Source organism: Pseudomonas sp. W2I6 (assembly GCF_030815935.1).
Taxonomy (GTDB): Bacteria; Pseudomonadota; Gammaproteobacteria; order Pseudomonadales; family Pseudomonadaceae; genus Aquipseudomonas.
Map to the genome: position 1 here is coordinate 7,201,402 of NZ_JAUSXJ010000001.1, position 19,295 is coordinate 7,220,696.

General features: G+C 55.1%; 18 protein-coding genes. 8 read left to right on the plus strand and 10 right to left on the minus strand.

What is annotated here, in order from left to right; translation table 11 throughout:
- Window positions 1-55: 55 nt before the first annotated feature.
- From QF039_RS33065 to QF039_RS33075, 3 genes are all read right to left on the minus strand, one after another.
- Window positions 56-1,858, minus strand: coding sequence for a CocE/NonD family hydrolase (locus QF039_RS33065; RefSeq protein ID WP_307523072.1), 1,803 nt, complete (start codon window positions 1,856-1,858; stop codon window positions 56-58).
- 20 nt (window positions 1,859-1,878) lie between these two features.
- Complete coding sequence (locus QF039_RS33070; protein ID WP_307522744.1) at window positions 1,879-3,318, minus strand: YfcC family protein; 1,440 nt, start codon at window positions 3,316-3,318, stop codon at window positions 1,879-1,881.
- Between the two features lie 108 nt (window positions 3,319-3,426).
- A complete protein-coding gene (locus tag QF039_RS33075; protein ID WP_003212270.1) occupies window positions 3,427-4,323 on the minus strand; it encodes a LysR family transcriptional regulator in 897 nt (298 codons plus the stop codon).
- Window positions 4,324-4,495: 172 nt separating this feature from the next.
- On the opposite strand from QF039_RS33075, the gene QF039_RS33080 reads away from it, so the two are divergent.
- Window positions 4,496-5,719 (plus strand): OprD family porin, encoded by a 1,224-nt coding sequence (locus tag QF039_RS33080; RefSeq protein WP_023659376.1) that lies wholly within the window; start codon window positions 4,496-4,498, stop codon window positions 5,717-5,719.
- Between the two features lie 6 nt (window positions 5,720-5,725).
- Here QF039_RS33080 and QF039_RS33085 read toward each other — a convergent pair whose 3' ends face one another.
- The 5 genes from QF039_RS33085 to QF039_RS33105 form a co-directional block, all read right to left on the minus strand.
- Window positions 5,726-7,183 (minus strand): glycosyltransferase family 39 protein, encoded by a 1,458-nt coding sequence (locus QF039_RS33085; protein ID WP_307522745.1) that lies wholly within the window; start codon window positions 7,181-7,183, stop codon window positions 5,726-5,728.
- Window positions 7,184-7,294: 111 nt separating this feature from the next.
- A complete protein-coding gene (locus QF039_RS33090) occupies window positions 7,295-7,843 on the minus strand; it encodes a nucleotidyltransferase family protein (RefSeq protein ID WP_307522746.1) in 549 nt (182 codons plus the stop codon).
- Window positions 7,840-8,349 carry a hypothetical protein gene (locus tag QF039_RS33095; protein WP_307522747.1) on the minus strand — a complete coding sequence of 170 codons (510 nt, stop codon included), beginning with the start codon at window positions 8,347-8,349 and terminating at the stop codon, window positions 7,840-7,842. Before QF039_RS33095 ends, QF039_RS33090 begins: the two co-directional genes overlap by 4 nt.
- 110 nt (window positions 8,350-8,459) lie before the next feature.
- Window positions 8,460-8,747 carry a DUF6124 family protein gene (locus QF039_RS33100; RefSeq protein WP_307522748.1) on the minus strand — a complete coding sequence of 96 codons (288 nt, stop codon included), beginning with the start codon at window positions 8,745-8,747 and terminating at the stop codon, window positions 8,460-8,462.
- Window positions 8,748-10,712: 1,965 nt separating this feature from the next.
- Window positions 10,713-11,543 (minus strand): hypothetical protein, encoded by an 831-nt coding sequence (locus QF039_RS33105; RefSeq protein ID WP_307522750.1) that lies wholly within the window; start codon window positions 11,541-11,543, stop codon window positions 10,713-10,715.
- 160 nt (window positions 11,544-11,703) lie between these two features.
- On the opposite strand from QF039_RS33105, the gene QF039_RS33110 reads away from it, so the two are divergent.
- The 4 genes from QF039_RS33110 (at window position 11,704) to QF039_RS33125 (ending at window position 14,866) form a co-directional block, all read left to right on the plus strand.
- Complete coding sequence (locus QF039_RS33110; protein ID WP_307522752.1) at window positions 11,704-13,053, plus strand: hypothetical protein; 1,350 nt, start codon at window positions 11,704-11,706, stop codon at window positions 13,051-13,053.
- A gap of 78 nt (window positions 13,054-13,131) precedes the next feature.
- The gene (locus QF039_RS33115) at window positions 13,132-13,311 is read left to right on the plus strand and encodes an AlpA family transcriptional regulator (protein ID WP_010463641.1); all 180 of its coding nucleotides are present in this window, start codon (window positions 13,132-13,134) and stop codon (window positions 13,309-13,311) included.
- Between the two features lie 484 nt (window positions 13,312-13,795).
- Window positions 13,796-14,464, plus strand: a complete 669-nt coding sequence (locus QF039_RS33120) for an inovirus Gp2 family protein (protein ID WP_010463639.1) — start codon at window positions 13,796-13,798, stop codon at window positions 14,462-14,464.
- A 246-nt stretch (window positions 14,465-14,710) separates the two neighbouring features.
- On the plus strand, window positions 14,711-14,866 hold the full coding sequence (locus QF039_RS33125) for a hypothetical protein (RefSeq protein ID WP_158491243.1): 156 nt from the start codon (window positions 14,711-14,713) through the stop codon (window positions 14,864-14,866).
- Window positions 14,867-15,021: 155 nt separating this feature from the next.
- Here QF039_RS33125 and QF039_RS33130 read toward each other — a convergent pair whose 3' ends face one another.
- On the minus strand, window positions 15,022-16,095 hold the full coding sequence (locus QF039_RS33130; RefSeq protein WP_307522756.1) for a YafY family protein: 1,074 nt from the start codon (window positions 16,093-16,095) through the stop codon (window positions 15,022-15,024).
- A gap of 100 nt (window positions 16,096-16,195) precedes the next feature.
- On the opposite strand from QF039_RS33130, the gene QF039_RS33135 reads away from it, so the two are divergent.
- The 3 genes from QF039_RS33135 (at window position 16,196) to QF039_RS33145 (ending at window position 18,570) form a co-directional block, all read left to right on the plus strand.
- Window positions 16,196-17,056 carry a hypothetical protein gene (locus QF039_RS33135; RefSeq protein ID WP_307522757.1) on the plus strand — a complete coding sequence of 287 codons (861 nt, stop codon included), beginning with the start codon at window positions 16,196-16,198 and terminating at the stop codon, window positions 17,054-17,056.
- Window positions 17,057-17,152: 96 nt separating this feature from the next.
- A complete protein-coding gene (locus QF039_RS33140; protein ID WP_307522759.1) occupies window positions 17,153-17,515 on the plus strand; it encodes a hypothetical protein in 363 nt (120 codons plus the stop codon).
- Between the two features lie 77 nt (window positions 17,516-17,592).
- Window positions 17,593-18,570, plus strand: coding sequence for a hypothetical protein (locus QF039_RS33145; RefSeq protein WP_307522761.1), 978 nt, complete (start codon window positions 17,593-17,595; stop codon window positions 18,568-18,570).
- Between the two features lie 338 nt (window positions 18,571-18,908).
- Here the strand turns inward: QF039_RS33145 and QF039_RS33150 are convergent, their stop codons facing one another.
- On the minus strand, window positions 18,909-19,214 hold the full coding sequence (locus QF039_RS33150; protein WP_010463627.1) for a hypothetical protein: 306 nt from the start codon (window positions 19,212-19,214) through the stop codon (window positions 18,909-18,911).
- Window positions 19,215-19,295: the final 81 nt, after the last annotated feature.

A 19,295-nucleotide genomic window follows, 5' to 3' on the forward strand; every position in this document is an offset into this window, starting at 1 on the left:
TCAGGGAGTCAATGGTCCCTGAGGGTGCGCAGTCTCGGCGTGTGGATGGCGGTAGTTAGTTACTCAAGGCCTCGACCACGGTCAGTATCAGGCGTGACGGGCAATCGGTACTCAGGTGTAGCGTGTTGCGCGCCACCCTGGGATGTTCTGCCTGGCCGGGTGCTTCGCCGCTGTTGGGGTTGACGTCAAAGCGCGGGAAGTTGCTGCTGGCGATATCCAGGCGCAACCGGTGGCCGCGCTGGAACAGATTGCAGGTGGCGAAGGGTTCGATCGCCACCTTGACCCGCTCACCCGGGGTCAGCAGGGTGGGGTGCTCCCAGGTGTTTCGGTAGCGGGCCCGCAGGATGCCGTCGGTGATGTTCATGGCGTAGCCGTCCGGGTAGACGTCGACCAGTTTGGCGGTGAAGTCGGTGTCGGGCGCATCGCTGTCGATCCACAGTTCCACGCGCAGCGGGCCTGCGACGATCAGGTCGTGGCTGAGTGGCTCGGTCTGGAAGCTTAAGACATCGCTGCGCTCGGCCAGGGGGCGCTGGTCGCCACGGGTACCGAAGAAGTCCGCCCGCTCGCGTTGGTCGAAAGCGCCGCCGACAAAAATCGGCGCGCCGGAGGTCAGGGCGCCACCGATGGTCGGCACCGGATCGGCCGGGTCGGCGCAGTAGCTGAGCTGGCCCTCGGTGGTCGGCGGTTCAGGTTGCAGTTGGCGTTGTGCGGTGAGGTGCAGGGTGAGTTGCCGGCTATCCGGTAGCGGCCATTGATGACTGTCGATCCAGTGCCCGCCATGTTGCAAGCGCCCCTGTTGATCGCGCTCACCGGTGCCACCGCCCATCAAGAACACCTTCACCGCCGCGGGTGCAGGCAGCGGCGAACCCTTGAGGGTGCGTTCAAACCAGTCCAGGCGGCAGCTCAACCAGTCTTTCGCCACCTGCCCGTCGAAAGCCGCTGGCGCACCAAATTGCGCATCGCCACTGTGAGTGATATTGCGATCACCATGCAGCCAGGGGCCCATGATCAACCGATGCTGCGCCGTACTGCCGGCGCAAAACGCCGCGTAGTTGGCGAGGGTCGAACTGACATAGGCGTCGTACCAACTGGACATGAACAGCACCGGGATATCCGGCAGATCGTGGTAATGCCCCTCGGCGTAGATGCCCGGCGCTTGCCAGTACGGGCCGAAGTCGCCCTGGGCCCACTGCTCCAGCAGATAGGCTTCGTACTCCGGCACATGCCGCAGGGGCGATTGCCCAGCTTGCCACGGCATGCGCTTGAACCACTGGTGGATGTCTTCCTGTTCGAGGGCTTCGAGGATCTTCGGATCCGCCAGTGCCGCCGGGCTTTCCTTGGCCTGGCGAAACGCCCAGGTGGCTTGCTTGAGCTCCAGCGCGCCGCCCTGGCGAATCCCGCATTGGTAGGCGTTGGCGAAGCCGCCGCTGTCCAGCACCATGCTGGCGAGGCCCGGCGGATGCAGGCAGGCCATCGCCAGTTGCGTGTGGGCGGCGTAGGACAGGCCCATGCTGCCAATCTTGCCGTTGCACCACGGCTGCTCGACGATCCAGGCCAGGGTGTCGCAACCGTCTTCGCCCTCGGCGGTGTATTTGGTGAACACGCCTTCGGAGGCATAGCGCCCGCGGCAATCCTGGAAGATCGCGACAAAGCCCTGGGCCGTGAACCGCGCGGCCATCTGCTCGCGGGAGATGTGCTGGCCGTCGAGCTGGATTTCCGAGCGCGATGGTTTGCTCTTGTCGTACGGGGTGCGTTCGATCACCACCGGAAAAGGGCCTGGACCGTGGGGCAAGTAGATATCGGTGGCCAGGTGGATGCCGTCGCGCATGGCGATCATCTGGTTGTGCAACGTCTGCATGGGGAAAACACTCATGGGGGTCAGTACCCGGTGCCTACGGCAATGGCCAACAACACCATCGCCAGCACCGCATAGATCAGAAACAACGGCAGGATGTAGCGTGCCCACTGGCCCCAGCCGACGTTGGCGGTGGCCAGCAATACCAACAGGCCGCTGGAGGTCGGGGTGATCATGTTGGTCAGGCCGTTGCCCATCAAAAACGCGAACACCGTGGTTTGCGGGCTGACGCCGGAGAGCTGTCCCAGCGGCCCGAAGATCGGCATGGTCACCGCCGCCTGCCCCGAGGTGGACGGGATCAGTACATCCAGGCCCAGTTGTGCGAAGAACATGCCGTAGGCCGAGACCACCGGGCCATGATCGCCCACCAGATTGGCGAGGCTGTTGACGATGGTGTCGAGCACCTGGCCGGTGCTGAGGATGATTTCCACGGCGGTCGCCAGGCCGATCAACACACCGGCGATCAGCACCTTTTTCATGCCGTCGACAAAGGCGCTGGCGGCGGTGCTGGCACCCAGGCCGGCGATTACGCTGAACGCCACGGTCAGCAGCAGGTAGAACGCCGACAGCTCGTGGTATTTCCACTCCCAGCGGTTAGAGGCGTACACCAGGAAACCAATGCCGGCCCCCAGCACGATCAGGTTCAGCAGGTGGCGCAGGGGCAGCGGTTTGCGTTCGAAGGTGATCTGCGCGCTGGCATCAAACCCATGCTTGCGGATACTCCACAGTACGAACGCGATGCCCACCAGCAGGAACGTGCAGTAGGCCAGGACGCGCATGCTCAGGCCGCTGAAAATCGGCAGCCCCACCATCGGCTGCGCCACGGACAGCGCTACCGGGTTGGAGATGGAGGCCAGGTAGCCGATCTTCACCGAGATGGCCACGATGGCCAGGCCGATCAGGTTCGACAGCCCCAGGCGGTTGGCCATGGCCACCATCAACGGCACGATCAGGATGAATTCCTTGGCCAGGCCCATGAAGGTGCTGCCGGCGGAAAACACCAGCATCAGGCTGGGCACCAGCACGTAGATATTGCCCCGGGTCAGCCCCAGCAGGCGTTCAAGACCGGCATCAATCACACCGGCCTTGTTCAACACGCCGAACATCCCACCGATGAACAGCACCATGAAAATCAGCGCGGCGCGTTTTTCGATGCCTTGGGGAATGGCCATGAAGCCCTCGACCAACGATACCGGCCGAGCGACCATATCGCTGGCCTTGCGCGGTTCGAGGGAGAACAGTTGGCCCAGGGAGTCGTGCTTTTCCAGCACCTGATAGGAGCCCGGAACCACCAGGCCGTTCTGGCGCTGGAACTTGCCCGAGTTCACCGCGTAGGTGAAGGCGACAGCCAGCAGCACGATGCTCAGCAGAATGATGGCCGGGTTGATCTGCTTGCGCTGCGCGGGTTTTTCCACCGGCGTATCAGTGGGCGAGTGGGTACGGACGATCTGCGGTTCGGTCATGCTGGTTGCCCCGGTGTGCGCTGTTATTGTTGTGTCGGGTGACACTTGTGGAGCGGACACTAGGGCAAAGTTTTAACGGCGACAACGTTATGCGCGGGCTGGGTTGGGCTATGCGTTTTGTGCGGCCAGGCGGTGCTTGAGGTGCTCGGCAAACGCCGTCACCACCTTGGACCTGGGTTCATCCGCGCGAAACGCCAGGCCGAATGCATAGGGCAACGCGGGTCGAAACGGGCGGACCACAATCGGCAAATGCATGAAGTGGCTGGCCAGCAAACCATTGACGATCGACACCCCCAACCCCTCGGCGACAAAGCTGCACGCGGCGCCCACCGAGTGCACTTCCACCCGCACCTGTGGCGTCAGGTTGGCTGCGCGAAACACCTGGTTCAACTCCGCCCGCAGGGCCCGTTGCCGGCCCAGCATTACCAGCGGCACGTCCCGCAAGTGTTGCACTTCGATGCAGGCGTGGCGGGTCAGCGGATGGTCAGCGGGCATCACGCACACGCCTTCGGTTTCCAGCACCGGTTCAATCTCAAAGTCGGGAATCTCGGTAGGCAAGCGCACAAAACCGAGGTCGGCGGAGCGGTCGAGCACGGCCCGTTCGATCATGTCGTAGGAACCGGTCAGCAGCTCGACGACGATGTCTTCCCGGCCCTTGAGAAACTCGGCGACGATCCGCGGCAGCAGCTCCTGGGTCATGCTAGTGGGCACCCCGACCTTGATCAGGCTCTTGCGCGAACGGCCCACGCGCATCTCATCTGCCAGGCGCTGGATACGCTGCATGCCGTCGACCAGGCCGGCCACTTCGGCGAGCAGTTCTTCAGCCTCCGGGGTCGCCATCAAGCGGCCCTTTTTGCGCAGGAACAACGCGAAACCCAATGCCTCTTCCAGCTGGCTCAACAACCGGCTGACTGCCGATTGCGACAGGCCCATGCGGGTCGCCGCACCGATGGTCGAACCGGTGGACATGATCGCCTTGAAGGCTTCGAGCTGCTTGAGATTCACCGTGATTTTCCTGTGGTTTGAGGGCTTTGCGCATAGCCTGATGCGCTTCTCGCATAACGTTGCCGGGCGTTCGAGGAGCCGTTAGTGTCCGCCGCAATGCGACGCGCCGTCCAGCGTATCGCAGGCAGCAACTGCCCATAAAAAATCACAATACGGCATTCGGGAGACGGTCATGCGTGAGCTTTTCACGAGGGGAGGAGTGGTGTGCACGGGCTTGCTGGCGAGCCTGTCACCGGCATTGATGGCCCAGGGTTTCTGGGAGGATTCCCACGGCAAATTGACCTTGCGCAATTACTATTTCAACGACGGTTACCGCGACGGCGGCGAGGACCGCAAGGAGTGGGCCCAGGGCTTTTTGCTCAACCTGCAATCGGGTTATACCGAAGGCACGGTGGGTTTCGGCCTGGATGCGCTGGGGTTGTCGGGGATCAGGCTCGACTCCAGCCGCGCCCATGCCGGCACCGGGCTGTTGCCGGTGCACGACGATGGCCGCGCGGCCAGCGAATTTTCCAGCCTGGGCGTGACCGCCAAGATGCGCATCGGCGAAGCCGTGGTGAAAACCGGCACGCTGCTGCCGAAGATTCCAGTGCTGGTGTACAACGATGGCCGGCTGTTGCCACAAACATTCCAGGGCACTCAAGTCGAGTACAGCGGCGTCCGTAACCTGTACGTGCACGCCGGGCATCTGGACAAGTTCAAGCTGCGAAACTCTACCGACAGCGTGGATATTTATCCCCAGGGCTACAGCGGCAAAAAGGGCAGCGACTTTGATTTTGCCGGCGCTACCTACGCCTTCACGCCCAAGCTGAGCGGCACCTGGTACTACGGCGAAATGCGTGAATTCTATCGCCAGCAGTTCTTTGGCCTGGTGCATAAACAGCCAGTGGGTGCCGGCAGCCTGACCAGCGACTTGCGTTACTTCATCAGCAACGAAGCGGGCGAGGCACGCAATGGCAAGGTCGACAGCGACATGTTCAGCGGGTTGTTCACCTACCGGCTAGGGCCGCAGGCGCTGGGCGTGGGTTATCAGAAAGTCACCGGCGATACCGCCTTGCCCTATGCCAGCGTGTCGACGGTGTATTCCTTCAGCAACGCCGGCGTCGGCAAATTCATCCAGGCCGGTGAGCAAACCTGGATGCTGCGTTATGACTACGACTTGGTCGCTGTGCTGCCGGGCCTGACCTTCATGACCCGTTACTACAAGGGCCAGAACGGTGACTACAAGGGCCGCGAAGCCCGTGAGTGGGAGTCGGACACCAACCTGCGCTACGTGATCCAGGACAGCACCTTCAAAGGCGTAGGCATCGAGTTGCGCAAGGCCACGTATCGCTCGACCTATGCGAGCGATCGTGACAACTACCGGGTCTACCTCACGTACGACCTGGCGCTGTGGTGACAGGCCCTACTGCTCGACGAAATAGTACGGCTGACGGTTGATCGCCATCTCCTTGACCACCCTCACCGGGACGTTCAGCCGGTCAGTATTGTCCACCAGGGCCACGTTGCCGGGCTTGGCCGCGAGGTAACTTTTGAGCTCCTCCGGCGTCTGCAGGATCGTCAAGTAACCCTGCATGTAGAACACCCCGGCGCCGGCGATTCGCTCGTTGGCCTGATACAGCACCACTTCCTTGCCCTGCGCCTGCATCGCCTGGATCTGGCTGATCACCGGCACAAACGACTGGCGCAAATCGGCCTTGGGCGCGAACCAAAAGGCGGCAATCAGGTAGCAGGCCACCACCACGGTAAAGAAGCCACCCAACAGGCCGCGGCGATGTGCATAAACGTGTTCGGCAATGTTGGAAACCTGTCCGCGACTTTTCAGCCAGCCCAGCAGCACGCCGCCATACTCGGCGGCCAGCACCGCAGCGGCGGGTGTCAGCGCCATCAGGTACACCGTGCGCTTGCTGGAGGCGAACGTCAGCAGGGTGAACTGCGCCACCAGCCATATGCTGAAAAACAGCCGGTAGCGGTTGCGCACCAGGCTCTTGCGGAAGTGCCACAGCCCCAGGTACACCAGGATATTCCAGGGCAAAAAGGCTTCGGGCAGTTTGACGATGTAGTAATAGAACGGCTCGTAGTGGCCGGCTTCGACAAACGAACCGCTGAAGCGCCCGACGCTATTGGTCAGCAGCACTTCACGTACCCCCTGCAACCCGTCGCGCTGGTACAGGAAACCCAGCCAGATCATCAGCGGCACCAGCGCCAGCAGCGTGAACAGCCCGGGCTTGACCCAATCGCCGAGCTTGAAGCGTTTATCCATCAGGCTGGTACTGGCCAGATAGACGAAGATCACCACGCCCGGCATGGCCAGGCCTAGAACACCTTTACTCAGCGTAGCGATGACCATCCCCAAGGTGAACAGCAACCAGGTGCCCAGGTTGGAACGGTCGCGCTCCGACTCGGGGCGGTTGGCCTGATAAAACGCCAGCAGGGCCATGGTGACCCCGAGGGTGAGCAGCGAATCTTCACCCACACCGCGCACGTTGCTCCAGTAACTGGCCATGGTCGCCAGCATCAGGCCCGCGACAAACGCCAGCGCCTTGGGCCGGCCAAACTTGCGCAGCATCCCGTACAGCAGCATCACACTGAACAGCCCGGCAAACGCCGACGCCAGGCGCACTGCCCATGTGGTACCGCCAAACAGGCGAATCGCACCGGCGTCGAGCCACAGGCTCAGCGGCGGTTTCTCCAGGAAGGGTTCACGGAACAGTCGCGGCACCACCCAATCGTTATCCAGGTGCATGGCCATGGCGATCCCGGCCACACGGGCCTCGGTCGAGCCTTGCAACTCGTGATTGCCAAGGGCAAAGAAAAACAACAGCGCAGCGAGCAGGAGCAGCAGAGGAGCGGAACGCGTCATGGATTCTGGCTACCGGGGCAGGGGGCCGTTCGGGGGAACGGCCCGGGCGATCGGCGAGTATACGAGGGCGATTCTTAATAATTCGTGAATGAATGTGAGGTTTTTGTAGGGTCAGGGTTGTTTCAGCAGTGGCCATTGGGTTAACCAGCGTTTGGAGGTGATGCGTTGTTGGTAGATGGCGTGTTTTTCCTGGGTGAAGCGGGGCGTGGGTTTGAGTTGGAGATTGAACAGGTCCTCCAGGCCGAGAGGGGCTGAAACTTCGCATAGGTCCGCTGCGGTTCTTCTGACGGCGACTGCGGTGGCGGTCTCGGGCCAGAAGCGCATGGCGTCGCTGGCGTTGCGGTAAGGTGCATCGCCGTTTCGCAGGTGCATGCGGGCCTGGTTTTTGACGGACCAGTCGATGGAGGGTTCTGCTGCGTGTAAGAGGGCTTCGAGGCGGCGGTCTTCGTCGGGGCTGGTGCAGGTGGCGTCGAACCACAGTACGTCGACGTCACCGGTCGGTGGTGATAGGGGGCGACCGTGGAGGTGATCCCATACCGCGTTGCGTACGAAGCCGGCTCCGATCCAGCAGTCGGGGAGGGCGAGGGAGCGGACGATGTCCAGTAGGTGCCAGCGTTGGGCATCGCTGCTGATCAGGGTCTGGAGGGCTTTCTCGCTCAAAGGATAACGGCCTCTTTTACAACGATCCCCAGGTCATTGCTGACTTTCACCACCCTCACCTCATCGCGATAACCGATCCACGTGGGGCGGCAGATTTTAATCGTATTATTCAGCTCAGCATCGAAGACCGTGATTCCGCTGCAGCTTTTACTGCCGCCTGACGAATATTCGTAGTGAGCCGTATAGCTGCTGCGGGTGCCGCCCGAACATAAAATGGCCAATGAAAACAGCGTCACCGAGAACAGCGTGCATAGGATGAACATCCCGGCAAACGCCTTAAGCAGGGTCCATTTTTTTTCGAGCCGCAGCTGAGGTTTTCTTACCCGCCAGACAATCACGGACGCAGCCAGGGTCAGGACGAGAGATACGGATACACAGGCTTTCTCCGCGACCGGTTTGAAGTGGATGGCCGGTGAGATGCTGAACTGCCATATAAACAGCACGGCCAACAGAAGCTGTACGCCCAGCACGACAGGTATCAGGTAGGCGTAGGAATTCTTGTTCACTGCGGCACACATCCTTATGTTTCAACAAAGGTGGGGTTTATCTTAAAAGAAAATAGACCCTCACCTTTTTCTTACTTTTGGGGCGCTCAAACGGATCGTCATGTTTCCTGTCAGGAAACGGACCTTCCCGTAGCTTCTGAATCTGCCGTTAGCACAAGAATGTCCAGTGCGCGCTTCACCAGCAACTCACCGAGGACGCTCAATTGCTGGGTGGCCAGGAGTTTATGGCGAAAGGCGCCATCGAACTCGAAAGCCAGGTCGGTAGTGAGCGCGTTCAGTGAGGCGAGGGTTTCGCAGGCCTGTACGAGCAGGGTTTCGGGGTCGATGTTTTGGGCGATACAGAAGATATGCGTGCCGGATTGGCTGGGGCATGGAGGATTGGGGGTGATTTTTTTCATGGTGAAGCTCCTACACTGATGATGGGAGCTGCCATTCCCCTGCTGTCAAACAGGTTTGGGTGGCAGCTGTACGCGGGTTGACAGACCGGAAGTGTAGGAACCCGGCGCACCCGAAGATGCCCCACGCACAGCCGCCATGAACGAGGCGGAATGCGCGAAGCATGCCGACTTATCAAGGGGAGTGAAAGGTTACACTTTTCGGCCTGTCAAAGCCGGTTGCTGATGAGCGGCAACCAGGGAAGGCTATCTTTGTGGGGGGGGGCATGCGCCAGTTCATGCAGGGCGCGATGAGTTGCGGGAAAAATCCGAAGGCCCATTCGGCGGTATGTTTACAGGAGCCCAGAAACAACAAAAACAGCACTAGGCGGGTTTGGTGGTGCTTCGTATTGCCGGGGTAATCTGAACAGATGTCATAATTTGTTGATTTTAAAGCAAAAAAACAATTTGATATTCTTTGTGGAATACTATTTGGAATACCGCTCTTAAGGACATTGATAACCTAGGGCGGCTGTGAAAGGTGACTGAGGCGCGGCCCCACCGACAAGCTCCTCTCAGCTAACAGCTGTTTCTTTTCCACAGGGCTCGAACACCGGCGAGGTCCGTTGAACAAATTTTAACCTGAGCCTTGGGGAAGGTTGTCAGCGCCACCTCCAGTCCAGAGGTCGGCTCCCCAGGTCAGTACTCGGTGTCTGCGAATCAGTTGTTCAGAATCGCTGTGCGCAGTAGTGCGATTTTAAGTATGCCTTTATTGATAGTGCTGAGGCACTTAGGCTTGTGAATTACATATCGAAGTGGATCTTCATCTAACAGTAATTATGAGTCGTTCACGCTCTAGAAAACAGCGCTCAAACTGCCAGATACAGATGATCTAGAAACTTTGAAGTATTGCGAAGCATTGGTTTTTCAAGGACGCTCCTCATGCGGTAGGTACGATCTTGCTTAGCACACCTACGAATAGCTTTACGCAGTTGCCGGGCTGGTGACTTCGATACTCAAAAATACTCTTCAAGCCTGCAGAGTCCAAGAAGGATTTAGTCCTCATTTACCGTTGTCTGGAATTGTTCCTGCCGGTACAAACGACCAAGGGTGGGTTCCCCACTAAACCTAACCAGCCTGTATGAAAAGCAGGTTCGGAAATTATGATCGAAACTCAGTTGTACATGATGCTTATGGTAAATAATATATAAATTGCCCTAGAGTTCATGGGGCTCATCCGCAAGTGGATCGCATAAGTAGCCCCGTACTGAAGGAGTTTCCTGCAGCAACATCTGAAGTTGGCGCAAATCGACGCACCGATGAACTTGACTACCTATTTCAGGGCAGTAGGGTTAAGGCAGAAATGCTGCCCCTTCACGGGTATCAAATTGTAATCAATGGTCAGCCTTAGGAGTGGCGTCTGGAGGTGCTGGGTGACGTAATAAATCTTGGCCTTAGTGTATCCCAGTTCTCCGAGTCCTATTGTCAGGAGTGGGGTGCTGGCTAGCACGATAGACTGTTGAAAATGGCCAACATGATTTCGATATTTTTCCGAAAAACTAAACTCTCACCGGTGTACTACAGGCGGAAGTTCGAGAGCGGGAGTTGAACTGTTCTTATCCTCACGATAAGCACTATGTCACCTGTCTGAACGACCAGCCTTTCACTTTTCCTCGTGCCTTAGATCAAATACCAAATCTCGCCATGATCCTGGTATTTTGAAGGTTGCTATGATCTAAATTTCCGCAGTACTTCGTTTAACTATCGCGCCATGGACTGCTTCGTTTTGAGTGCAAAATGGTTAGCTCGGCTAGTTGTCCGGTTGCTGTTTAATGCTTTTCAGGTTCGCTTCTAGTATGTAGTCATGCATCTGCATCTATAGTTCTATCTCTTGCAGCTTTATATAGCCATTCCTGGAGTTGGATTCATAATGATCGCGAAGTTATTCAGGTTGCTATGGAGGTTGCGGTATTTCTCTGAAAGGGGATTTTATATTTTTTCTGAATGATCTTCTGGTTTGGTGTGGGGCGGCTGGTGAGATGTCGTCGCGGATTCTTGTTGGCGTTTTTTTGTTAATTCAGGTATTGAGGAGATGATGTCTATGATCTCTTCATCGCTCTTGTCCTTGTCCTTGTCCTTGTCCTTGTCCTTGTCCTGTACCTGGCTCTGGATTTTTGGTTTTATTAGTTTTCTATATTTTCTTATGTCCTCGGCTTCAAAAATGGAGTTTGTGCTTAGTAATGTTGTTTTTTTTATATTAAAAAGTTCTTCGATTTTTTCTTTTGGTGGGGTTGGAAGTGTTTGATGGTCAGGCGCCAGGGTTTCAATCTGAAGTTTTAGTTTGCAAATTTCGGTTAGGGTTTCGCTTAGTTTTGAAGCGAGTATGGATGCTGCGTTTCGCTCGTTTCGTAGGCTTTTAAGGTTGTCCTCATTCAGAGTCCTTGCTTGAGTCTTGTATTGCTCTTTTAGTTCGAATCCGCTCTGGATTAACCATTCCAGGGTTTCAGTAATAGTGGCTTTTCTTGATGATGCCAAGCTCTTCAGCTTTCGCTTTGCTAGAAGTGAAATTATGAAGTTGTTCGCTTGTCGCCCGTCTTTGCTTTCTCGGAGTTTTTTCTGGCGCCAAGCACCTTTCATGTTCTTCAGAAGCTCTCTTTTTTCGCTATTCTCAGGCCAATTCTCAGACCATCTTACAAGTTCGTCGTAGGTGGTTTGTTTGGAGATGTCTGCCCCCTTACCATTCAAGTATCGAATGGCCCATTGCTGCATGTCTGGGTTGTTCCTTTCTATCCATTCAAGTCTTTTTTTTGGCTTTTCCAAGGCATTCCCCCGCTAATGCGTTTATTGCAGTAAAAGTTATTTTTATGTTGATCGTTACGGAGTGACGTTACGGAGTAGCATACGCTTCTCTGATTGTGCTTGAAATAGGGTGTTTTTCTGCGATTTAATGGCTGCTTTTCTGGAGGGGTGGAGGGTAGTGGTGCACTGCGTTCTGTTGGGTCTTGGATTGACTGGGATAAGCCCAGAAGCGAAGTTTGTCCTCGTAAGGCTCGTGCAGCTGTACGGGGTGGGCGAGTCGATCACGATCGGGGTTAAGAAGTTAGCCAAGGTTTCAGGTGCCACGGATCGTGTGGTATCTAGCGCTCTGTCTGAATTGGTGGCGGAAGATCTTTTGATCTGTACCCCTATCGTCATCGGGCGGGGACGCCCTAAGAGCGAGTATCGAGCTTCGAGTAAGCTAGCCCGATTGCTGGAAAACTGGAACGAAACGTCTAATGTGATAAATCGATCGAGAATCGATCATTTGTTGCATGCTGCGGAAGAGCGTAAGGGCAGTCTTAGTGTCTGTAATCGATTGCTACTATCCATCCTGCTTCTTTACGCCGATCAATTTGGGATTGTACGAGAAGTCGGAGTATCCAAGCTATCCAAGGTAACCGGCCTAAACCGAGAGAGAATAAAGGCGCAGGTTCACAAGCTTATCGCTTTGAGGGTAATGAGAGGGGTGATTCCTGGGGTTACAATGTCTGTTGTATTGGGTGTTTCAAAGTCGGTTTATTTTATTAATTTTAATCATGATGTTTTCCCAGAAGGCAGTTCGGGAACGATCGTGCTGACTGCCATTTCGAACGCCAGTGGGGGTGTCGGGGAGTGTAATGAGGTCGGAGCTCTCATTGAGTCGGCTAAAATAGGTAAGTGGATTAGGTTTGAGAGGTATAAGAAATTTTTTGGAATGCTGCCGGATAGCGATCGATTTAATGCTTTGGCAAGATTGTTTTCTTCTTTCGCCAAGAATGGCGAATCCCCAAGAGTGCTCCAAGTTAGATTGGAGGAATACGCGTCGATGCTGCTGTCCAAGCATTGGAAAGCTTTTGAGGTAGGTGAGTTTAGGTCTGATGATGAATTGCTGATGCGTATTAAGAAGGGTTTCAGTAAGGGGGTGGGGTTAGGGCAAGATCTGGAAATTGACAACCTGCAAGGTGAGCTGTTTTTTGAGTTCATTTATGAAATTGTTGTTCTGATGGCTCGTCGCGTCCAAGGTGTGATATTAAGTGCTAAGGGGTTTCCGTACGAAATTGCTGGGCTGCAGATTCTGCCGAGTTTTGACCTCGGTGGATATTTTGGTCTGTTCTCTTTTGGTCGGTCGTTGTTAATTGTTCCCCATCAAGAGTTTCGAGCGGGGGAGTGTTATGTCATGAATAGGAACATCGATGGCGAGCCTGTGTGTGAGAGGTTTTCTGACGAGGTGGAACTCTCCGAAGAGGATCGTTATCGTTTTGGTCTGCTTACTAAGGTTCATACTCCTACACGCTATCGATATCGAGGGTAAGACATTCGGCAGATTGGTGGTGGGCAGTAAAACTTTATCGGCTTCCCAGATCCTGTGAACGGATTTGAGGAGTTGGTCATGCGCATACTACGAATGAAAATGGTTGTTGAGATAACAGGTCTGGCCCGGTCGACGGTATATAAGTACATTGCAGAAGGGATATTCCCTAAGCCCATTCCGCTGGGCGGTCGAAGTGTCGGGTGGGTAGAGTCTGAAGTTTTTGCGTGGATTCAGGCTAGGGTAGCAGAACGCAATTAGTTAGGGTTGATTAGCATGCTTGCGATATCTGGTCTTGCTTTTTAGATTTCATTTGCTTTCAATGAAAACATCATGCTCGGTTGATTTTCGGGCATGATGTTTTTTTGCCGGACCTTTTGGTTGTGTTGGTTTCCTTGGTCCTGCACAGGAATGTTTAACTTCCCTTTGTGTTTCAAGTGATGAGTTTTTCGGTGCGGGTAATATGCTTTAGTGTTTGAATTGTTACCTTCTAATAACTCAAGTCTATCATTTATGTAGAGATGCATATTGAGCAATTAGGTTAAGGGCATAGATACCCCTTCAAAGGGTATCTGTGATGGTTGTCTGATCAATGCCTAGCAAATGGCAGTATGGCATAGGTAAACGTCATTGGTGTTGTTAGTGTGAGCGACTCATTGAAGTCTGGCTCAATGGGCTATGTTGAGCGTGTAAATAACTACCGAGCTGACTGAAGATATGATCTTCAGTAAAGTAGGTAGTAACCATGCTTCGTTTCTCCGAAAATCGTAATCTTCGTTTGTACTCAGCAGCTACGTTTCAAGGCCTGCCGATAATGGTTGAAAAAGGACCTTTTATACTTGGGTACCTTGAAGCGCTGAATCGCACCATTAACCTTGCCCTTGATCAGTATCCTAGGGTGATTGCATTCAGGGTGGATTTACGTCTTTCGCGTCTGATGGGGTTTCCAGATGACGCTTTGTCAAATCGTGTGATCAGTAGGTTCATCGAGTCGTTCAAAGCGAAAATTGAGCATAACCGTGATAAGGCGCGTGAGCAGAACAAGTACGCCCATGACTGCAGGGTGCGTTACGTCTGGGCGAGGGAGGTGGGCTGTGGAGGGCGACCGCATTACCACCTGTTGATTCTGCTGAACAGAGACGCTTACTACACAGTAGGGCGATTGCAGCCACAGAGGCCCAACATGATCAGCCGTATGCAAGAAGCTTGGGCCAGTGCACTGAAGTGCGAGGTTGAGCAAGTGCGGGGCTTGGTACATATCCCGCCTAACGCAGAATTCCGAGTAGATCGGAATGTCCGGCCAGGGAATGTGGATCAGTTGCCTGAACTGTTTCGACGCGCGAGCTACCTCTGCAAAGCTGCGACAAAGCGTTATGGCGATGGATCCCATGGCTTCGGATGCAGCCGGGGGTAAGCTAATGGTTTAGCTGATCATCACCATGGTGGCGTTCGATCCAGTGTTGTTTGTTTTCCTCACGGCCCCGGCGTCAGTGAAAGCAGGCGCGCGTTGTTAGTGTGTCCAGAATGGCGACATATCCTGAAGATGTATCCACTTGATGTGGTCAGGCGCGGAGCCAGCCGGTCACGGATGACCAACCTGACGGGCCTCGGATCGACGTCGGACAAAGGAGCATCGAAATGGAACTCACCGGCACACGCAGTGCAGCGTCGCATCCGTATGCAGCAGATCGAATGGCTGATCGCCTATGGGGGCCACACCTATAGCCAAGGCGCGGGGGAGTACTTCTTCGACTGGGGGCATTTCCAGCAGATGCTGCTCGACCTGACGGCCATGGAGCAGCAATTGGTCGACTAGGAACGGAATAGCTACGTGGTGGTGAAGGATAATCAAAATCTTCACCGTAAGGTATCGCTAGGGGGCGATACCACCATTTCAGTTAGGGAACCATCCTAATTGGTGATGTGGTTGAAACCCTCAGCCAACATTACATCAAATCTGTGGCCAGGCAATTAATCGCCAGCGTATACACTTGCTGCGCGACGAAGAGTATCGAGCACGTGCGCTCGGATTAACGGGGGCTCGAGCACTTCAATATCCCCAGCATTGCTGAGCAGGAACAGGCGTAGGCCTTGGGTGTCGTGGAGAGTGCAACTCAAGTCCCACTTGTCATCGGCGTATTGCACTACGACCTGGTCTTCAGCCAACGGGTTCTCGGTAAGCCGATTTTGCAGGTTGGGGCCAAGACGTAGTTTGAGTTGTACGGGGTCATCGCCGTGTATTGTCATGAGGTGCTTTTGGGCTTCAAGCGAATTGACGTCGTAGTTTTCCGGGTCAGCTATTTTTAGCCAACTCGCTTTGACCTCTACCATTCGATGCAGCATGAGGGCGCACATCGTCTTGGGACCGTTGCTGCTGTACTTGCCGCGGCGGGTGTTTGGTGAAGGCGTATGCCCCTCCGGCCATTGCTCCTCGAGCACGTATGCCGACAGATAGACGTTTGAATCCTGATATGAGAGGGCCAAGGGTTTGAGTAAGTAGATGCATTCGACGCCGCTGGCGTCTCTTGGCAGGTAGGTCACCTCAAGCGAAGCATCGTCCAGAATGGCCTGTTGGATTCTGGTTAGGTGTGCAGGATCATATTTACCTGGCCTGAGCAGCGTAAATCGGGTCCCAGTAGTGATTCGCTTTGTCCACACATGTGTTCGCGTGGAGCGCTTCGTCATTTCCGTGGTTGCGTATTCGCGTAAATCGACAAGTTGTTCTGTGTGGGCCTTGAAGCCGAAGCGCTCTGCGTGGTCGAAAATAGCTGCCAACGTCATTGCCTCTGTGGGGGAAAGCGTCAAGTCGAAGCTGCCACGACCGGATTTCCAGTATTTTGATTTTTTATCCGAGCCAGCGTCACCTTTGGCTACAAACTCGGCTGCGGTTAGAGCCTGGAGGTCACGCAGTGTGGTTTTTATATGGAGACTGGAATCATCGAACCACCGACATAGTTCACTGTGGATATCCGCCGTCGACATAGACTTGCCATAGCGTTGGAGGATTTTGCGCAAAGTGGTGCGGCGTCGGTGATGATTGATCATGGCAGAAGCTCAGGGACAAAAAGTGGGTTTATCTGCTGGGACTATGTTCTGGCTGGCAAGCAATCCTGCGACTACAAGCGCCAGCCCACAGGAGCATTTCATGAACAGCCAAACCTATCTAGCCCTTCCCCACGTTTCTGGATTCATCCGCTGGCTGGCCTCTGAGCTCAATTCTGAGTCGTGTTTCAAGCACCAGTACGTCAATCGTCGTAGCGGTGAGAAATGGACATGCAGCAGCCTGTATAACGCCTTCGAAAACTACCGTTGGAATCACCCGGGTAATGCCCGCTTGGGATTCAATCCAGGCGTATGTTCCAGCAGCAACGGGATCGCTTTGTTCGCCTTGCGTCAGGATCTGGTAAGCGCTACTGGGAGCGACTCACACACTCTTGAGGCAGCCGTCGACGTCATGCGCTGGGGCGGCGTTATGGCCCGCAATGCGGACTGGCTGAAGGTGAATAATGTGGGGCTTGGCCGAATGCTGCAAGGCGTACAAGCTGCGATAGTTGCCGGCGACGATCAGGCACCTGTCTTGCGTTCGAAAAGCCTTCGCTTCAATTCTGGGATGACCAAAGTCTACTCCTTGCTCTGCAAGGACTTCATCATCTACGACAGCCGTGTTGCGGCAGGTCTGGGCTGGTTGGTCGTGAAGCATTGCCAAGCGCATGGGCTGTCCAAGGTACCTGAAGCGCTGTGCTTCCCTTGGGCAGCTGCCAAGGAAGGAGAAAATACGCTCGCTCCCAAGCGCCGCGACCCTGGTACCGGCGGGCTTAAGTTCAAGGGCTTGCGCTCAGGTCACCATCACGCAATGTGGAATATGCGCGCCAGTTGGGTATTGAGTGCGGTCCTGGCGCATCCAGACGCCGCCGGCAGCCGTTTCCATGTGGTTCCCTCTCCGAATGACCCGCTGCGCGCACTGGAGGCTGCACTCTTCATGATTGGCTACGACTTGGGCGATTAGCGTCCAGCTTTTGCGGCTTAAAACCTGGTCGACAACTTCCTCCCCTTTGCTTGGCGGGGAGGTCATTCTGAATGAGTGAGGTACAGGATGCGTGACATGAATCCGTTGCAGGCTTTGATTATGCAGCTCGCCGCTGACGGAATCAGCGCTGGTGACTTGAGAAAGGCCGTGATGCAGGCATACCCAAATCTTTGTGATGCGAAGTATCAATCCACGCTATTTGGCCTGCAGGAGGCCGATAGCCTTATGGGCCAGGAAGTGGGCGGCGAGTGGTGCTTCACAGCAATCGATAAAACTGACCCGGACTACCCTCACCCGGAGTACAGCGCTGAATTCGCCGAGAAGATCTTGGCCGTATCATGCGGGGAGTTTGTAGAGATCAGCGCAGATGATTTGCTGGCTCAACTGGACGAGATGCTGGCAGAGGCACGCGCCAAGAAACCGGACACAGGACCGTAAAACACCGCATCCGTATTGAATACGGATGCGGTGTTTAACGAGCATCAACTGTGTATCAGTCTGCAAGGGGTGTCTTGATGGACATCAAGTCCGATTTTGTGTCCGTCGAACGTGATGAGTTCGATGGTCTCACCACGATTCAGCACCTGCGTCACTGCCGGTATCGTTCTGGAAAGAATGAAATCACCTTCTCGTGGCGCCGCAATATTCGTCCTGCTTCAGACCGCATGATTCTTGATGTTGAGATAAAAACCTCGCGCCCGGGCGGCTGGCTGCCCTCTCAATTGACCTTGTTGGTCGATGGTCGGCGGATCGAGTTGAAGTACCTGACAGGCCAAAGCAGCGAATTTCGAGGGGGGAGCTTCTTCGAAATCGGTATGTTTTTCATCGAGCCATCTGAAAAGGTTCTTCGCTGTCTGTGTGATGCCAAAGTACTGAAGCTCAAGCTTCAATCTGACGAGAAAAATGAGCACACGGTTCTTCCGGACGAGTTTTGTGCCCAACTACAGTTGCAGGCTCAGCAGTTCTATAACAACGCTTTCGATGGTGACGAGTATTTGTCAGCCGTCAGTGGCGTAGCCGTACGGACAGAAGACACAACGTTCGCTGAACAGAATGCCAGCCGCGAGTCGCGCTATCGGCAATTGTGCAAATATCGACTGCTCTGGGCTGTACTCTGGGGCAGTTTTTTTGGTGGGCTGTGCGTGCTTGGCGCGTTCGAGATCATCACGTTCTCGGTCAAGTCGACGGACCAGTTGATCATCGCTGGAGTGCTCAGCGCCTCAAGCTGGCTAATTCCCCATCTTCAGATCCTTTGGATCGAACACCAGAAAAACAAAGAGTGTCCCAGTTGTCACCGTAGAGCGATAAAGATGGTTCGCTATCATGAGGCGGTTTATCAAGTCCGATCCGTGGAGCGTCTTGTCATCGACAGATTGACAGGGCAGCGCAAGTCACGGCAGGTGACCGTGACGGACCATGAGGTGACGCAGGATTTCGAGTGCAAGGACTGTCGGCATCTATGGACGCGAAGCCATATTGCTCGAGGTTTCTAAGACATTCTGTCAATGAACGGCATCGCTAGGCTCGGATCTGATTTCGGCTAACGACTCATCTTGTCGCTCCCTGCTGTAGTCTGGAGTAAGTGCCCACAGATTGAGGAGTTTCTATGGTCAGGCCAGTGCGTCCTTTCACCATGCGTTGCAAAGATTGTGGTTGGAGCCAAACGGTTGTCCCGCTCAGTGATGTCTTGCGATTCGAAGACTGTCCTGAGGTTTGCCCGCGTTGTAAAAGTCGGGATGTAAAGATGGAACAAGCCACGGCCCTGGAAGTGGCCGTGGCAAAAGTAAAGCGATTATTTGGTTAGTCCTGAGCCTGAAACTTTGCCTAGCAGCTATAGCGCACCATTCAGTTCTTTTACTTTGTATACGCCAGGCTTGACTCGCAGGTACTTTGCTTCGGCACCCTGTTCGACATTGTAGCCGCCGACTCCCGTCTGCTCGTCCTGCGCGTAGTTGGCGATGGTCGTCCCGATCGTCGATTCCATAAAGAACTCGAATCCGATCCGATATTTTTCAACCAGCTTCTGCTCTACAGAGCACATGACCCGACGACGTTCGCTAGTCAGTTCCTGCACTTCAAAGGGTTCGCTCAGCGCACCGTTGTGCACTTCCAGCAGGATTGATTCATACAGCGTCATGGTTTTTTTCCTAGTGATGTCAGCGGCCGAGATCAACCCGACCGCCGTGATTGGTCGTTTACGCGAATGTGGAATCACGCC

Coding starts and splice junctions, on each gene's coding strand:
- QF039_RS33065 (WP_307523072.1), bottom strand. CDS start 1,858: ATGCAGACGTTGCACAACCAGATGATCGCCATGCGCGACGGCATCCAC.
- QF039_RS33070 (WP_307522744.1), bottom strand. CDS start 3,318: ATGACCGAACCGCAGATCGTCCGTACCCACTCGCCCACTGATACGCCG.
- QF039_RS33080 (WP_023659376.1), top strand. CDS start 4,496: ATGCGTGAGCTTTTCACGAGGGGAGGAGTGGTGTGCACGGGCTTGCTG.
- QF039_RS33085 (WP_307522745.1), bottom strand. CDS start 7,183: ATGACGCGTTCCGCTCCTCTGCTGCTCCTGCTCGCTGCGCTGTTGTTT.
- QF039_RS33100 (WP_307522748.1), bottom strand. CDS start 8,747: ATGAAAAAAATCACCCCCAATCCTCCATGCCCCAGCCAATCCGGCACG.
- QF039_RS33115 (WP_010463641.1), top strand. CDS start 13,132: ATGCGCATACTACGAATGAAAATGGTTGTTGAGATAACAGGTCTGGCC.
- QF039_RS33120 (WP_010463639.1), top strand. CDS start 13,796: ATGCTTCGTTTCTCCGAAAATCGTAATCTTCGTTTGTACTCAGCAGCT.
- QF039_RS33130 (WP_307522756.1), bottom strand. CDS start 16,095: ATGATCAATCATCACCGACGCCGCACCACTTTGCGCAAAATCCTCCAA.
- QF039_RS33135 (WP_307522757.1), top strand. CDS start 16,196: ATGAACAGCCAAACCTATCTAGCCCTTCCCCACGTTTCTGGATTCATC.
- QF039_RS33140 (WP_307522759.1), top strand. CDS start 17,153: ATGAATCCGTTGCAGGCTTTGATTATGCAGCTCGCCGCTGACGGAATC.
- QF039_RS33145 (WP_307522761.1), top strand. CDS start 17,593: ATGGACATCAAGTCCGATTTTGTGTCCGTCGAACGTGATGAGTTCGAT.
- QF039_RS33150 (WP_010463627.1), bottom strand. CDS start 19,214: ATGACGCTGTATGAATCAATCCTGCTGGAAGTGCACAACGGTGCGCTG.